Here is a 16252-nt window from a genome sequence, read left to right on the forward strand (position 1 = left end):
GACTGCGATTCGAACGCGTTTTGGACACCGTTCGGATGCGGCAGCCCAGATGTCGGGATTCATACCCGGAATACCTGGAAGGTTCGATAGTCTCGCGCCTTATGGGGTACGAGTTGCGCGTGGAGCGCCCTGCGCCTCTCGCCTTCGCGGAACTCGCGACTGTGCTGGGGCAGGCGGGGTTCGAATTCAGAGGTTCACAGGAGTCGGGAGAGATCCTGGCCCGTCACAATGGCGCGGTCCATGCCATAGCGGTATGGGACGGTCGGCTTTCCGGCACGCCCGGATCCGACTGGCAGGTGGCCCAGCTGGCGCGGGTGTCCGCCCTCCTGGGGGCGCGGCTCGTCGGTGAGGACGGCGAGTCCTACGCGATCCGCGGTGGCCTGGTGGAGCAGCTGAACGGCTCCGCGGCCTACGAGTTCGGCAAGCTCGACGAGATCCTCTCCGCCGGACCGACCGTATGGAGCCAGTAGGCCACCCCACCCCGTACGCCGAGCGGGTGCTCGACCTGGTCGAGCGCATCCCGCCGGGGATGGTGATGTCCTACGGCGACATCGCCGAGTATCTCGGCGAGGGAGGTCCGCGCCAGGTCGGCAGGGTGATGTCCACATGGGGCGGGGGCGTGCCCTGGTGGCGCGTCGTGCACGCCGACGGCACCCCGCCGCCCGGTCACGAGCAGCGGTGCCTGGTGAGCTGGCGCGAGGAGCGGACCCCGCTGAGGGGTACGCGCGCCGACATGCGGGCGGCCAGATGGGACGGGAAACCGTAGACGGTACGAAGGGACCGAGCGGGAAACCGGCTAGATTACAAATGCCTGTAAATCCTTCAAGCCCGTAAATTACCGCGTAACCGGCCCTGCTGTGGCGCACTAACATGGCCTAGGACAGCGCTCTGTCCGAAAGGCGGTGCCTTCTCCATGGCGACCGGTGCCACTCCCGCACGAGCCGGCGGCGACCCCGTCGCCGATCGCCTGCGGGCTGTCCAGGATCTCTGCGACCGGGGAGAACCACTCGACTCGATCATGGAAGCGGTGCTGGCAGACGGACTGAAACCGGTCGAGCGACGCCGTTTCGACGCCGACGCGCTGGCCGGCCCCCTGGGGTCCAGGCTGGAGATCGCGGCCAAACGAGGAGCCGCCAAGCGCCGCGAGTTCGTCACGCTCCTGAAGCCGTACGTCACCGGCGTCGACCCGAAGGTCAAGCGTGACCTTCCGGTCGCCCGCAGGATCGCCTTCCACCTGATCGAGCACCGGGAGATCGACGAGCTCGCCGACGGCGACGCGCTGCAAAAGCTCGTCACCGCCGCGGCCGAACCGTCCAGACGCGTCCGCAAGAGCCTCAGGTGGTACGCCGACCTGCCGCTCCAGGACGAGCTGCCCGAGGCCCTGTACCGCCTGCGGGCGGCCGACCTCATCCCGGTCACCCAGATCGAGGACATCTCCTGGTCGGGTGGCCGTCTGCATGTCAGCGGGCACGCCTACCTGGCCGGACTGTCCGTGCGCAGCCGCCGCTTCAACCGGGCCACCGTGGTGCTGCGCGGCCCGCGCTGGCTGCCGCCGGTGCGGCTTCGCACCCGCAGGGTCTTCCACCCCGAGGCGACCCACGGGGCGGAGGAGGCGGGCTGCAACTACGACTGGTCCGGTTTCACCGCCGAGATGAGCCCGTGGCCACTGCGCTGGCGTTCGGCCGTGCGGGCCGTGGTGCGCGGCGGCAAGCGCCTGCTGCGCCGCCGCGAGACCGTCCAGGACACCACCACCTGGCGCGCCGAGATCGTGATCTGGAGCCGTGGCGCCCGCGCGGGCGGTCTGCTGCGTGGCCCCTCCACCGGCCGCACCGAGCGTCCCGCGGGCCTGGACCTCGGCAAGGGCTGGTGGATCCGTCCCGTCTGGACCTCCGACCGTGCCCTCCAGATCGTGCTGCAGCCCACCCGGGCCGAGCTGGTCGGCGTGCGGCTGGTCGGTGAGCGCCTGGAGGTCGAGGTCTTCCTGCCGGGCAAGGAGGTCAACAGGGGACAGGCCCGCCTGGACGGCCACCGGATCGCCGCCGACTTCACCCCCGGTGAGGGCGGCACCACCGTCGTCGTGCCGCTCGCGACGGCCTCCCTGCTGCAGGAACGCGACGGCGGCAGGCTCTGGATCGAGCCCAAGGGCGATCCTGCGGCCTCCGTCATGATCGGCAAGGCCCAGGAGAGCCGTACGGTCGTCGGTGACCGGGAGATCACCGTGCTGCGCGACCGGCGCGACCGCGTGAGCGTCTCCGCGCACCGGATCCGCCCGGTCGTCACCGCCGCGACCTGGGACGAGGGGGGTGTGCTCACCCTGGAGGGCTCCTACCCGGGTTCCGGTGAGGCAGCGCTCACCCTCAAGCACCGCAGCGGGCTGATCCACGCGATCCCCCTGGAGCGCGAGGACTCCCGCTTCACGGTGAGGCTCGCGCCCGCCGCGATGCCCCGTTTCGGCGACACGGCCCCGCTGAACAGCGGCACCTGGAGCATGGCGGTGCGCGACGCGGCCGGGCAGATCGTCCCGTTCCGCGTCGACCACGCCATCCTCGACGGGCTGGACGAGGAGACGAAGATCCGTGACGGTCGCGAATACCGCCTGATCTCCACCCGCTTCGACATCCCCGTGCTCTCCGTCGCCGAGCACCTTCCCGACGACGAGAAGGGCGCGGGCGGCCTGTACGCCCTGCGCCGGCACTTCTACCCCGCCGAGCGGACCCGCGAGCTGAACGACGCGACCGTCTACGTCGCCTACGACGGGCGGCAGTACGAGGGCAGCGTCCGCGCGGTGTACGAGGAGCGCGTGCGGCGCGGCGACACCGGCGAGCACATCTGGGTGGTCAAGGACGGCGCCTTCGTGCCGCCGGGCCCCGACAGGCTCGGTTTCGGCACGGGCGAGGGGCCGACCGTGGTGCGCGCGGGCAGCCGCGAGCACTACGCGGCGCTCGCCCGCTCGCGCTACGTGGTGACCAACGGTTTCCTGCCGCCGTGGTTCCGGTCCCGCGAGGACCAGGTGGTGGTGCAGACCTGGCACGGCACCCCGGTCAAGCGCCTGGGCAACGACCTGCCGCACATGTCCCGCGACCCCAAGCCGCCGGCCTGGCACCGGCAGGCCGTCGAGGTGCGCGGCTGGGACCTGCTGGTCTCCCAGAGTCCCTGGGCGACCCGCGTCATGCGCAAGGCGTTCGGCTACCAGGGCGAGGTCCTGGAGAGCGGCTACCCGCGCAACGACGTGCTCGTCGCCCCCGACCGCGACGAGCTGGCCGCGGCGGTGCGCGCGCGGCTCGGCATCGCCGAGGGGGCCAAGGTGGTGCTCTACGCGCCGACCTACCGCGACTACGACCGCAAGAACGCCTCGATCCGCCTGGATCTGGCCGAGGCACACCGGGTGCTCGGTCCCGGCCACGAGTTCCTGATCCGGGGTCACTCGATGCAGGCGGCACCGAACGTGCGCGCCGGCCTCGGCCGCGACGTCACGACATATCCGGATATCACGGATCTGTTGTTGATCGCGGACGTGCTGATCACGGACTACTCGTCGGTCATGTTCGACTTCGCCGCGACCGGCAGGCCGATGCTCTTCTTCACCTACGACCTGCAGCGCTACTCGTCCAAGCGGGGCATCTACCTCGACCTCGCCGCCGAGGCCCCCGGCCCGCTGCTGTCCACCGGGGCCGAGGTCATCAAGGCCCTGAAGTCGATCGACGAGGTGGCCGCCGCCCACGCCGAGAAGTACGACCTCTTCCAGCGCACCTACGTCCCCCGCGACGACGGCAAGGCGACGGCGAGACTCGTCGACCGCGTCTTCTCCGCCTGACCCACCCGCCTGACCCGCCCGGACCGGACGGTTCGCCGGTTCTTCGGGGCCGTTCTCCGGATACGGCCCCGAAGAACTGTCTTCGGGATCGTCCCGGGGAGAGCCTCCCACGGGAAAAGGCCGCCGGGCCCGGAACCGCCTGCGAGTTCGTCGCACGGAGAGCACCTCTCCGCTCCGGGCGCTCTCGCGGATCCCCGGCCGGTTCCCGGTGATTCCGCGAGTCTCCCGCACGATGCCCGCCCCGTCCGCCGAACCCCCTTCGGAGCCCTTGGAAGACTCCCGCCCAGGTCCGCGCGGTGCTCCGCCCGCCGGTTTTCCGGAAAACCGCTCGCGGCCCGCCCCATCCGGTGAAGAATCCGCCATGCCGTACCCACCGACTCGGCACGATCATCGTCCGGGATCTGGTGGAATGGCGAGTTGTGAGTGGTCAGGACTGGCGGCTGATACGTCGTGAGGGCGCGGGGAGGGCTGTTGCCCCTGTGCTCGACGAGCACCAGCGGGCGGTGGTGGCCCATGAGAGCGGCCCGCTCCTCGTGCTCGCGGGGCCGGGCACCGGCAAGACCACCACGATCGTCGAGACCGTCGTCGACAGGATCGAGCGCCGAGGCGTCGACCCCGAGCGGGTGCTCGTCCTCACCTTCAGCCGCAAGGCCGCGGAAGAGCTGCGCGAGCGCATCACCTCCCGGATGCGCCGCACCACCCGCACCCCCCTCGCCCTCACCTTCCACAGCTACGCCTACGCGCTGCTGCGCCGCGAGGCCGTGCTCGCCGGAGGGCTGCCACCGCGCCTGCTCACCGGCCCCGAGCAGCTCCTGGAGATCCGCCGCCTGCTCCACGGCGAGCTGGAGGACGGCGCCACGCACTGGCCCCACGACATGCACGAGGCGCTCAAGACGCGCGGCTTCGCCCAAGAGCTCCGCGACTTCCTCGCCCGCGCCGCCGAGCGCGGTCTCGACGGACCCGAGCTGAGAGAGCTGGGCCGCCGCCACGGCCGCGCCGACTGGGTGGCCGCGGGAGGGTTCGCCGACCGCTACCAGGCCAGGTTCGACCTCGACCTGGAACCGGTGCTCGACTACGCGGAGCTGATCCGCGCGGCGGGCGCGCTGCTCTCCGACCCCGAGGTGCGCGCTCGCGAACGGTCGGCGTACGACGCCGTCTTCGTCGACGAGTACCAGGACACCGACCCCGCACAGGAGTTCCTGCTGCGGCAGCTGGCGGGGGAGGGCCGCGACCTGGTCGCGGTCGGCGACCCCGACCAGTCGATCTACGGCTTCCGTGGCGCCGACGTCCGCGGGATCATGAACTTCCCCGACAGGTTCCGCGACGCGAACGGCGCGAAGGCCCCCGTCATCGCGCTGCGCGTCTGCCGCCGCAGCGGTCGCGAACTCCTGAGGGCGACCCGCCGCGTCACCGCCCGCCTGCCCGCTCCCCCCGGCGCCGCCGCCCACCGCGACCTGCGAGCCCTGCCGGACGCCGAGCCCGGCGACGTACGGGTGCTGGTGGCCGACGGGGGACCTCAGGAGGCGGCGATCGTGGCCGACACCCTCCGCAGGGCGCACCTGCTCGACGGTGTCCCCTGGTCACGGATGGCCGTGCTGGTGCGCTCGGCGACCCGTCAGGTGCCGCTGCTGCGCCGGGCGCTGGTCAGCGCCGGGGTGCCCGTGGTGGTCGGCGGCGGCGAGGTGCCGCTGTTCCAGGAGCCGGGCGTACGGCCGCTGATCAGGCTCATCCAGGTGGCACTGCACCCGGAGACCCTGGACGAGGGGGTGGCCGAGGAGCTGCTGACCGGAGCACTCGGCGGCACCGACATGATCGGGGTGCGCCGCCTGCGCCGCGCGCTGCGGATCGCCGAGAACGAGGCGCTCACCGGCATCGGCGAGCACACCGTGGACGAGACGCGGGCCGATCCCGGCGAGCACACCGTGGACGAGAGGTCGGCCGGTTCCGGAGAGCGCGACGTGGACGAGAGGTCGGCCGGCCCTGGCGGGCACGACGAGGGTGAGACGCCGGCCGGTTCCGAAGAGCGCGACATGGGTGAGACGTCGGCCGATCCCGGCGAGCACGATGCGGACAAGGCGCCGCCCCGCATCGGCGACCATGGCGCGGACGAGGCGCCGACCCGCGTCGGTGACGTCACGGACGAGCCGGAGACCGGCCTCGGCGAACACGGTGTGGACGAGGCGCCGGCCCGCGTCGGCGCGTACGACGCGGACGAGATGGCGGCCCGCGAGACCCACGGTCCGCGTTCGTCCGGCGAGCTGATGGTCGCGGCGCTGAAGGACGCGCGGGAGCTGGTGAGGGTGGAGCCGCACATCGCGCAGCCCGCCGAACGGCTCGCCGGTCTCATCTCCGCCGCCACCGAGGCGGTGAGGAAGGGCGGCACCGCCGAGGACGTGCTGTGGGCCGTCTGGCAGGCCACCGGACTGGCCAGGAAGTGGACCGACGTCAGCCTCAGGGGCGGCGTGCGGGGCCTCATGGCCGACCGCGACCTCGACGCCGTCGTGGCGCTGTTCGACCACACGGCCAGGTTCGTCGACCGGCTCCCGCACGCCGGGGTGGACGTGTTCGTCGAGGACCTGGTCGCCCAGGAGATCCCCGGTGACTCGCTCGCCGAGCGCGCCCCCGACGGCGACACGGTCCGCATCCTCACCGCGCACCGCTCCAAGGGCCTGGAATGGGACGTGGTGGTCGTCGCCGGGGTCCAGGAGGGCGCCTGGCCCGACCTGAGGCTGCGCGGGTCCATCCTGAGCACCGACGACATGGTCGCCAGAGCCGAGGGCTCCGAGCACGAGAACCCCGCGGCCGTCTCCGCCGCCCTCGCCTCCCAGCTGCTGGCCGAGGAGCGCCGCCTGTTCTACGTGGCCGCGACCAGGGCGAGAAAGAGGCTCATCGTCACCGCCGTGGGCGGCGACGACACCGAGGAACGGCCCTCCCGCTTCCTCACCGAACTCGTCCCCGGTTCGACCGAGGACGCGGGCGTCGACGAGCGTTCCCGCTGGCTCAGCATGCCCGCGCTCGTGGCCGACCTGCGTTCGGCGGTCGCCGACTCCACCAGGCCCGAGCCGCTGCGCAGGTCCGCGGCCGAGCACCTGGCGAGGCTCGCCGCCTCGGGGGTGCCCGGCGCCCACCCCAACGAGTGGTACGCCCTCACCCCCATCTCCGACGACCGCCCGCTCAGCTGGCCCGACGACATCGTGCGCGTCTCGCCCTCGGCGGTGGAGAGCTTCAGCAAGTGCGGCCTGCGCTGGCTGCTGGAGACCTCCGTGGGCGCGGGCGGCACCGACGTGGCCCGCGGCCTGGGCACGGTCGTGCACGCGCTCGCCGTCCTCGCCGCGACGGGCATGCCCACCGAGGAGACCCTCGGCAAGCGCCTGGACGACGTCTGGCACGAACTCGACTTCGGCGGCGTCTGGTACAACCGCAAGCAACGCGCGGTCGCCGAGGAGATGATCTCCAAGTTCGTCCGCTGGCACGAGGAGAACCCCAGGGAGCTGGTCGGCCTGGAGGAGGCGTTCACGGCGATGGTCTCCGAGGGCGTGCAGATCAAGGGCCGGGTCGACCGGGTCGAGCGCGACGGCGAGGGCCGGGCCGTGATCATCGACATCAAGACCGGTAAGACCGGCGCCAAGGACGGCGAGCTCGAACGCCACCCCCAGCTCGGCGTCTACCAGCTCGCCGCGCTGCTCGGCGCCTTCCAGCGGCACGGCCTGACCGAGCCGGGCGGCGCGGCACTGGTCCAGGTGGGCGACGCGGCGGGCAAGAAGGCCGCCAAGGAGCAGTCGCAGCCTCCCCTCGGGGACGACCCCGACCCGAACTGGGCCAAGGACATGGTCGGCACCGTCGCCGTCGGCATGTCGGGGCCGTTCTTCCAGGCCAAGGTGAACGACGGCTGCCGCACCTGCGCCGTACGGTCGAGCTGCCCGGTCAGCAAGAACGGAGACCAGGTGTGCTGAGCCCGGTCCAGCTCGCCGCCAAGCTGGGCATCCTGCCGCCGACCCCCGAACAGGCCGCCGTGATCGAGGCCGGCCTCGAACCGATGGTCGTGATGGCCGGGGCCGGATCCGGCAAGAGCGAGACCATGGCCGGGCGCGTCGTCTGGCTGGTCGCCAACGGGCTGCTCCGCCCCGAGCAGGTGCTCGGCCTCACCTTCACCAGGAAGGCCGCCGCCGAGCTGGCCGCGCGGGTGCGCGAGCGGCTCAACGGTCTCGTCGAGGTCGGGCAGGTGCCGGCGGAACTGCTGGAGGGCGAGCCGACCATCTCGACGTACCACGCCTACGCGGCCCGCCTGGTCACCGAGCACGCCCTGCGCGAGGCGCTGGAGCCGACGATGCGCCTGGTCTCCCCAGCCGTCTCCTGGCAGCTCGCCAGCCGGGTGGTGAGCTCGTACGACGGACCGATGGAGCAGGTCGAGTGGAGCCCGGCGACCGTCACCCGGGCGGTGCTCGAACTCGCCGGTGAGCTCGCCGAACACCTGCGCACCCCGCAGGACGTACGCGACGTCGGCACCAAGCTCGCCCAGCGGCTCGCCGCGCTGCCCGGCACCCCGACCAAGGACCAGCGCAGACCGCTGCTCACCCAGCGGGCCAGGGAGCAGCTGCTGCCGCTTGTCGAGGCGTACAACCGCCTCAAGCGCGGCCGGGAGGTGGTCGACCACGGCGACCAGATGGCGCTGGCCGCCAGGATCGCCGACCGGCACGCCGACGTCGGCGTGATCGAGCGCGGGCGGTTCGCCGTGGTCCTGCTCGACGAGTACCAGGACACCAGCCACGCCCAGCTCGTCCTGCTGCGTGCCCTGTTCGGCGGCGGCCACCCGGTGACGGCGGTGGGCGACCCCTGCCAGTCCATCTACGGCTGGCGCGGCGCCTCGGCGGGCAACCTCACCCGGTTCCCGCGCGACTTCAGGACCGCCTCGGGGGAACTCGCGCCCGTCAACCGCCTCTCGGTCAGCTTCCGCAACGGTGACGCCGTGCTCGACGTCGCCGCCCGGATCCAGCTGCCGCTCCGGATGGAGGCGAGGGAGGTGCCGGTCCTGGTGCCCGGTAAGAACCGGGTCGAGCGCGGCCGGGTGATGTGCGCCTTCCACGAGACCGCGGACGACGAGGCGCGCTGGGTCGCCCTGGAGGTCGCGAAGGTGCTGGGCGTCGAGAGCGCGCCCGACGGCATGCCGTGGGGCGAAGGCGAGCGTAAGAAGGCGAAGCAGAGCATGTGGGGCGGGCCGCAGGCGCTCCAGCCGCACGACGTGGCGGTCCTGGCGCGCAAACGCTCGCAGTTCCCCGCGCTCCGCAAGGCCCTGGAGGAGCGCGGCATCCCGGTCGAGGTCGTCGGCCTGGGCGGGCTGCTGCTCGTGCCGGAGATCGCCGACATCGTCTCCACCCTGCGCGTGATCTACGACCCGAGCGCGGGGGACGCCCTGGTGCGGTTGCTGTCCGGCCCTCGCTGGCGGATCGGACCCGCAGACCTCAAGGAGCTCGGCGAGCGGGCCCGCGAGCTGAACCGGGAGACCCGCGAGGGCTCCTCACCGGTGGCCGACCCGCTGGACCAGGTCGTGGCCGACATGGCCGAGGAGCGCGGCAGCCTGGTCGACGCCCTCGACGAACTGCCCGACCGCCCCGAGTGGCAGGAACTGTTCTCCCCCCTGGCCGCGGTGAGGCTGGTCGCGATGGCCCAGGAGTTGCGCGTCCTGCGCGCCCACACCGGCCAGCCGCTGCCCGACCTGATCCTGGAGATCGAGCGCACCCTCGGCCTGGACATCGAGGTGGCGGCGAGGGGGACGGCTGTCGGCCCCTTCGCCGCCCGCGCCGACCTCGACGCCTTCCTGGACGCCGCCGCCCGGTTCGCCGGAGACTCCGAGGACCCCACGCTGGGCGCGTTCCTGGCGTTCCTGAAGGCGGCCGACGAGGAGGAGAACGGCCTGGACGCCGGGCGGGTGGGCGAGAGCAACAGCGTGAAGCTGATGACGGTCCACGCCTCCAAGGGCCTGGAATGGCCGGTCGTGGTGGTGCCCGGTCTCTCCCAGGCGCTGTCGAAGACCGGGACGCTCACCGTCGGCACCGTGTTCCCCGCCCGCTCCACGACCAGCACGAGGTGGACGGAGAACCCGCGCAAGCTGCCCTACCAGCTGCGCGGGGACGCCTCCGACCTGCCGGGACTCGCCGGGCTCGCGAAGGAGGAGCTGGCCGACTTCGACGAGCGCTGCCGCGACCGCGACCTGCTCGAGGAGCGCCGCCTGGCGTACGTCGCCGTCACCCGCGCCCACTACCTGCTGATCGCCTCCGGCTACCGCTGGGGCACCGCGGCCAGGCCGCTGGACCCTTCGGACTTCCTGCTGGAGATCCGCGAGACCTGCGGCAGGGTGGTCTCCTGGGCGCCGGAGATGGAAGAGGGCGCCACCAACCCGCTCCTCGACGAGCCCGCCGAGGCCCGGTGGCCGATCGAGCCGGACGACGCCCGCTACGCCGCCGTTCTCGACGGCGCCACCATGGTGGAGGCCGCCCTCGCGGCCCTCGCGGGCGGGGCCGCCTCCGTTCCCGCTCCCGCGACCGAGGGCGTTTCCGCGCCCGCGTACGAGGACGTCCCCTTTCCCGAGGCCCCGCTGTCCGAGGCCTCACAAGGAGGGGTCTTCCCGGACGAGACGGACGTGCCCTTCCCCGAGGACCCGTGGGACGAGTCCTTCCCCGAGGACCCTGAGGCGCCATTCCCTGCCGATGCCGACCTTGGAGCACCCCCCGTCCAGCGGGACGAATCGACCGGTTCGGGAGCCGTACCCGAGTCGGGGACGGCTCCCGGGGCGGAAACGGTGTCCGAGCCGGTCTCCGGGGCGAGTGCGGTGTCCGAGTCGGGGACGGCGGCTGCGGAACCCGCAGCCGACTCCGGGCCCTGGGCCGGGTTCGAGGCCGAGCCCGGTGAGTTGTCGGAGCGGCGGCCGGCCCCCACGGCAGAGCTGCGAGGGTGGGACAGGGAACGGGCGAAGGCGTGGGAACGCGACATCGAGCTCCTGCTCAGGGAACAGGAGCTGAAGCGGCGGCGCGGCAGGGGCCGGGTGGAGCTGCCGACCCACCTCACTGTCTCCTCCCTCGTCACCCTCGCCTCCGACCCCAAGGCGCTCGCCAGGCAGATCCGCCGCCCGGTGCCGAAGAAACCGGCGCCGCTGGCTCGACGGGGCACCTCCTTCCACCGCTGGCTTGAGGGGCGCTGGGGCCAGCAGCGGCTGATGGACGAGTTCGAGCTGCCCGGCGCGTCCGACGACTTCGAGGAGACCGACGCCCACCTCGACCAGCTGCGCGAACGCTTCGAGGAGAGCGAGTGGGCGGGCAGGGAGCCGCTCGACGTCGAGGTCCCCTTCGAGACCGTGATCGCCGACCGGGTGGTCAGGGGCCGGATGGACGCGGTCTTCCAGGTCTCGGAAGGCCGCTACGAGGTCGTGGACTGGAAGACCGGCCGCCGCCCGAACGGGAGGAAGGCCGAGGCCGCCGCCTCCGTGCAGCTCGCCGCCTACCGGCTGGCCTGGTCCCACCTGGCCGCCGTCCCGCTGGACCAGGTGGGGGCGGCCTTCCACTACGTCCTGCTCAACGAGACGGTCCGCCCCGTCGACCTCCTCGACGAACGCGGCCTCGTCACCCTCGTCGAGTCGGTCCCCGTACTCCCGTAGAACTCCTCACGGTGAACATGACGCTCTCGGCGTGATCCCGCGTCTTGGGTGCCGGAGTGTGACCCAATGATCCTGGCCGGAGGGCGCGGAGGCCGGCGCATCATCACTTCAGCGCCATATCTGTACTACGACATCCCTGATATCCGGCTGGAGACCCTCCCCTGAGTGTCTTCCCGTGAGATTTTCGAAGACCGACCTTCGAGCACCGGAAGGTAAGCGCGTCGGTCCGACCCACCGCACCTGGTTCCACGCGTATGAGAGAACGCACGAGCCCGGCTGATCCCGGACCCGTCCTGAGCGGAAAGGCACGCCATGACCACCATCGCCGACACATGGGGCCTGCACGAGGGGCACTTCTGGCTACGCGGAAAGCGGCCCGACCAGCCGGTGAGCTTCGACGCCGACACCGGGATGTGGAACGTCTACGGCTACCCCGAGGCGCTGCGGATTCTCGGCGACCCGAAGACCTTCTCCTCCGACACCAGCCGCATGGTGCCCGAGATCGCCAGGCCCGCCGAGCGCAGCCTGACACAGCTGGACCCGCCCATGCACGGCAAGCTTCGCAAGCTCGTCAGCCACGCCTTCACCCCCAAGATCGTCGCCGACCTCGAACCGCGCATCGCCACGCTCACCAATGAGCTGCTCGACGCGGTGGCCGAGCAGGACCGGCTGGAGCTGGTGTCCGACCTCGCCTACCCGCTGCCGGTCATCGTCATCGCGGAACTGCTCGGGGTGCCCAGCTCCGACCGCTACGTGTTCAAGCAGTGGGTCGACAGAATCTTCGAGAACTCCCAGCGGTTCTCCCTGGTCAACCGCAGCGAGGAGCAGGAACGCAACCTCGCGGTCGCGATGGAGCAGATGAAGCACCTCACCGACTACCTAGGCGAACACGCCGCCGAGCGCAGGCGCCACCCGCGCGCCGACCTGCTCACCCAGCTCGTCGAGGCCGAGGTGGACGGTGAGCGGCTCAGCCAGGCCGAGGTGGTGAACTTCGCCAACATCCTGCTGATAGCCGGGCACATCACCACCACCATGCTGCTGGGCAACACGGTGCTCTGCCTGGACGAACAGCCCGAGCGGTTCGCCCGTGCCCGTGCGGACCGCTCGACGATCCCCGCCGTGATCGAGGAGTCCCTGCGCTTCTTCAGTCCGTTCGCGGCCCTTGCCCGGGTCACCAACGTCGACGTCGAGCTCGGCGGGCAGCAGGTGCCCGCCGACCAGATGCTCATGGTGTGGATCGCGGCGGCCAACCGCGACCCCAGGCAGTTCGCCGACCCCGACGTCTTCGACCCGACCCGCGATCCCAACCCCCACCTCGGTTTCGGCAGGGGCATCCACTTCTGTCTCGGCGCCCCGCTGGCCCGCCTGGAGGGCCGCGTCGCGCTCGACATCCTGCTCGACCGCTTCCCGCACCTGCGCACCGACCCGGACGAGCCGCCGCAGTTCATCCCCAGCCCCAACATGACCGGCGTACGCAAACTGCCGCTGCTCACCTCCGCCGGCTGAGCGGGCCCGCTGAGCCGGGAGAGACGTGGACGGCGACGTCCCGGTTCATCCTCTCAGCGGGCGCAGGGCGGAGCCCCAGGCGAGGACCTGGTCGAGGACGACGTTCAGCCGGTCCTCGTGGACGGAGGCGGGATTGAAGCCGTCCACGAAGTCGGTGTGGATCGACAGCCCGACCTGGTTCGACACGGTGGCCACACTGAGCAGGCCCAGCACGTGCCGTAGGTGCGCGATCGCCCGGGGCGCGCCGTCCACGCCGTAGCCGACGAAACCGGCCGCCTTGTTGCTCCATTCGGTGTACAGGAAGTCGAGGGCGTTCTTGAGCCCGCCGGGAAACGAGTTGTTGTACTCGGGAGTCACGATCACGAACGCGTCCAGGGATGAGATCTTGGCCGACCAGCGCTTGGTGTGCTCGTGCTGGTAGTTGCCCATGGCGGGGTGCTCGGGCTCGTCCAGATTTCCCAGTTCGTAGTCTTTCAGGTCGACGAGTTCGTACTCGGCGTCGCCCCGCTTGGCCGCCAGATCGCGGACCCAGTGCGCCACCGCCTCGCCGTTTCTGCCAGGGCGGGTGCTGCCCAGGATGATGCCCACCTTCAGCATGTCGATGCTCCCTCGCTCGGTTGTGAAAACCACCGTAGGGAGGCCGGCTGAGATAATGAATGCGCAGCTGTCCAATATTTATAAGCCATCGTCTCAGGGCGTAGACTGGCCGCGTGGATATGCTGAGCGACGTCGCGGCCTTCATCCGGTGTGGACGCCCCACCTCCGCCCGTGTCTCCTGGCGTGCGCCCTGGGGGGTGTCGTTCCGCGCGTCGCCCGGTTCCGCGGGGTTCCAGGTGGTGCTGCGCGGATCCTGCTGGCTGCTCCCCGAGGAGGGCGAGCCCGTTCCGCTGAGCGTGGGCGACCTGGTGTTCCTGCCGCACGGCGACTCGTTCGGGTTGGCCGACGATCCCGCGAGGCCGCTGGTCGAGTCCGACTGTGGCGTGCACTCCGAGCTGTTCGCCTCGGCAGGGTTCGGCGGGGCGGGCGCCGAGACGGTCATTCTGTCCTGCGGTTACCTGCTCGACCTCGACAGGACCCACCCGATCCTGGGTTCGCTGCCCGGCGTGATCCATCTGCCCTCGACGCTCGGCAGCCATCCGGAGCTGCGGGCCGCCGTCGAGTTGCTGGCCGGCGAGATCGACAACCCTCGCCCGGGCACGGACACCGTCGTGTCGTCCCTGCTCGACATGTTGCAGCTGTACGTCCTGCGGGCCTACTTCGAGACGCAGGACGAGCCCTGCACCCTGTCCGGCTGGGCCGCCGCGCTGGCGGACCCGGCCGTCGGCCGCGCGCTCGACGCCATCCACCGCGACCCCGCCCGCCGCTGGACGGTCGAGTCCCTCGGCGCTCACGCGGGCCTGTCGCGCGCCGGCTTCGCCCGCCGCTTCACGGGACTGGTCGGGCAGCCGCCGCTGGCGTACCTGACCTGGTGGCGGCTGATGAGCGCGGCCCGCATGCTGCGTGACTCCGACGCGTCGGTGGCGGAGGTGGCCGAGCGGGTGGGGTACGGGTCGGAGTTCGCCTTCGGCAACGCCTTCAAGCGGGAGCTCGGCGTGGCGCCCGGCCGGTATCGCCGCCAGAGCGCGGTGGCCTAGCGGGAACGGCGGCGGGTCGTCCGGGGCGGAAGACGGCTGGAACGCGCGCCCGTCGCCGTTGTGGGTCTCCGGTGGCCGAACGGGTGCGACGGTCATCCCGTCACCCGTCACATCGCGCGGGTCGGGAGTATTTTCGACCCACTTCGAGTGAGTTTAAAGCTGAGATCGAGGTTTGTCGGCAGGTGCGAACGGCATCCTGATTTGAGCGGAAGTTTCGGTCCGGTTCATCGTTCGTTCCGCTTCCCTGCACAGGATCGAGGTCGCGACACCCCCCTTTCCCAGGAGAAGTCAATGCGTCCCTTGAGCACACTGGCATCCACAGCGTTGACGGTCTGCCTGCTCGGTACCGTGGCCCTACCGGCGACGGCGAAGGACCTGCCCACCGTCGACCCCAGGGTCGAGACCCCGGCCCTCTTCGACGACGAGGCCGGAGGCAACGCCAACGGTGACGACCCGGCGATCTGGGTCCACCCCACCTCCCCGGCGGCGAGCGTGATCGCCGCCACCGCGAAGGAGGGCGGGCTCTACGTCTACGACCTGAACGGCAGGCAGCTCCAGCACCTGCCCGCGCCGGCCGCGCCCGGCCGGGACGACGAGCCGGGCCGGTTGAACAACGTGGACGTCGTCTACGGTCACGCCTCCGCGGCGGGACGGTCGGACATCTTCGTCGCCTCCGACCGCGGCGCGGACAAGCTGCGCGTCTACCGGATCGATCCCGCGAAGACCGGACGGGACCGGCGGGTGCTCACCGACGTCACCGACCCCGCCGCCCCGTTCGTCTTCAACACGACCCAGGCGGAGGTGAACGACGCCGAGACCGTGTACGGCCTCGCGACCTGGAAGCGGGACTCGGGCACCTACGTCCTGGTCAGCCGTCGGCACACGACGCGGCTCGCGCTGCTGAAGCTCACCGACGCCCCGGGCGGCAAGGTCGGCTACACGAAGATCAGGACCATCGACCTGCCGTCGCGCTTCACCCTCCCGAACGGTCGGAGCTGGACTCCCTGCGACGAGCCGGGCGTGGGTCCGCAGATCGAGGGCATGGTCGTCGACGCCAGGACCGGCACGCTCTACGCGGCACAGGAGGACGTCGGCATCTGGCGCATGAACGGTGATCTCACCGGCTCACCGGTGCTGGTCGACCGCGTCCGGGAGTACGGCGTACCCGCCACCTACGACGCCGACGCCGACGAGTGCGTACCCGGGGCCGACCCGGGGTACGGCGGTCGCAACCTGACCGCGGACGCCGAGGGCCTGACCGTCTACCACGGCAAGGGCGGCGAGGGTTACCTGATCGCCTCCAGCCAGGGAGACAACACCTTCGCCGTCTACGACCGCGGCGGAAGGAACGCCTACCTCGGCTCCTTCCAGGTCGGCGGACGCGGTCGCATCGACGGTGTGCAGGGCAGCGACGGGGCGATGGTGATCAACGTGCCTCTCGGCCGCGGGTTCCCCAAGGGCCTGTTCGTCACGCACGACGGCACCAACACCCCCGAAGCGTCGGACTCGGAGGGCGAGGTGCGGGAGAACACCAACTTCAAGTACGTGAAGTGGGACGACATCGCCCGTCGTCTCGGCCTGGACATCGACACCAAGAGCTGGAACCCGCGCCGCTGACCTGCCTTCACCCGCTCGGCGCCGTACGAGCGG

Annotated in this window: 9 protein-coding genes; 8 read left to right on the forward strand and 1 reads right to left on the reverse strand. The window is 71.4% G+C overall.

The window, feature by feature from the left end:
• Positions 1–119: 119 nt before the first annotated feature.
• From ACFY3V_RS24800 to ACFY3V_RS24825, 6 genes are all read left to right on the forward strand, one after another.
• On the forward strand, positions 120–470 hold the full coding sequence (locus ACFY3V_RS24800; RefSeq protein ID WP_350947866.1) for a hypothetical protein: 351 nt from the start codon (positions 120–122) through the stop codon (positions 468–470).
• Positions 458–766, forward strand: a complete 309-nt coding sequence (locus ACFY3V_RS24805) for an MGMT family protein (protein ID WP_350947865.1) — start codon at positions 458–460, stop codon at positions 764–766. Before ACFY3V_RS24800 ends, ACFY3V_RS24805 begins: the two co-directional genes overlap by 13 nt.
• Before the next feature lie 252 nt (positions 767–1018).
• Positions 1019–3814, forward strand: a complete 2796-nt coding sequence (locus ACFY3V_RS24810; RefSeq protein ID WP_389776670.1) for a CDP-glycerol glycerophosphotransferase family protein — start codon at positions 1019–1021, stop codon at positions 3812–3814.
• A 479-nt stretch (positions 3815–4293) separates the two neighbouring features.
• Positions 4294–7767, forward strand: a complete 3474-nt coding sequence (locus ACFY3V_RS24815) for a UvrD-helicase domain-containing protein (RefSeq protein WP_389776576.1) — start codon at positions 4294–4296, stop codon at positions 7765–7767.
• Complete coding sequence (locus tag ACFY3V_RS24820; RefSeq protein ID WP_389776579.1) at positions 7761–11462, forward strand: UvrD-helicase domain-containing protein; 3702 nt, start codon at positions 7761–7763, stop codon at positions 11460–11462. The genes ACFY3V_RS24815 and ACFY3V_RS24820 overlap by 7 nt, the downstream gene beginning before the upstream one ends.
• Positions 11463–11774: 312 nt before the next feature.
• The gene (locus ACFY3V_RS24825; protein ID WP_362899116.1) at positions 11775–12968 is read left to right on the forward strand and encodes a cytochrome P450; all 1194 of its coding nucleotides are present in this window, start codon (positions 11775–11777) and stop codon (positions 12966–12968) included.
• 45 nt (positions 12969–13013) lie between these two features.
• Here the strand turns inward: ACFY3V_RS24825 and ACFY3V_RS24830 are convergent, their stop codons facing one another.
• Positions 13014–13565 carry an NAD(P)H-dependent oxidoreductase gene (locus tag ACFY3V_RS24830; protein WP_362899118.1) on the reverse strand — a complete coding sequence of 184 codons (552 nt, stop codon included), beginning with the start codon at positions 13563–13565 and terminating at the stop codon, positions 13014–13016.
• A 119-nt stretch (positions 13566–13684) separates the two neighbouring features.
• On the opposite strand from ACFY3V_RS24830, the gene ACFY3V_RS24835 reads away from it, so the two are divergent.
• Together ACFY3V_RS24835 and ACFY3V_RS24840 are read left to right on the forward strand one after the other, a co-directional pair.
• Complete coding sequence (locus tag ACFY3V_RS24835; protein ID WP_362899202.1) at positions 13685–14602, forward strand: AraC family transcriptional regulator; 918 nt, start codon at positions 13685–13687, stop codon at positions 14600–14602.
• A gap of 291 nt (positions 14603–14893) precedes the next feature.
• Positions 14894–16219: a phytase gene (locus ACFY3V_RS24840; protein WP_389776583.1), complete on the forward strand. Its 1326-nt coding sequence runs from the start codon at positions 14894–14896 to the stop codon at positions 16217–16219.
• The last annotated feature ends 33 nt before the right edge of the window (positions 16220–16252 follow it).

This window comes from Streptosporangium sp. NPDC000095, from assembly GCF_042899335.1.
Lineage (GTDB): Bacteria > Actinomycetota > Actinomycetes > Streptosporangiales > Streptosporangiaceae > Streptosporangium.

What these genes read in the sequence shown, in the direction of transcription:
- ACFY3V_RS24810 (WP_389776670.1), top strand. Translation starts at nt 1,019, where the DNA reads ATGGAAGCGGTGCTGGCAGACGGACTGAAACCGGTCGAGCGACGCCGT.
- ACFY3V_RS24805 (WP_350947865.1), top strand. Translation starts at nt 458, where the DNA reads ATGGAGCCAGTAGGCCACCCCACCCCGTACGCCGAGCGGGTGCTCGAC.
- ACFY3V_RS24835 (WP_362899202.1), top strand. Translation starts at nt 13,685, where the DNA reads ATGCTGAGCGACGTCGCGGCCTTCATCCGGTGTGGACGCCCCACCTCC.
- ACFY3V_RS24830 (WP_362899118.1), bottom strand. Translation starts at nt 13,565, where the DNA reads ATGCTGAAGGTGGGCATCATCCTGGGCAGCACCCGCCCTGGCAGAAAC.
- ACFY3V_RS24825 (WP_362899116.1), top strand. Translation starts at nt 11,775, where the DNA reads ATGACCACCATCGCCGACACATGGGGCCTGCACGAGGGGCACTTCTGG.
- ACFY3V_RS24840 (WP_389776583.1), top strand. Translation starts at nt 14,894, where the DNA reads ATGCGTCCCTTGAGCACACTGGCATCCACAGCGTTGACGGTCTGCCTG.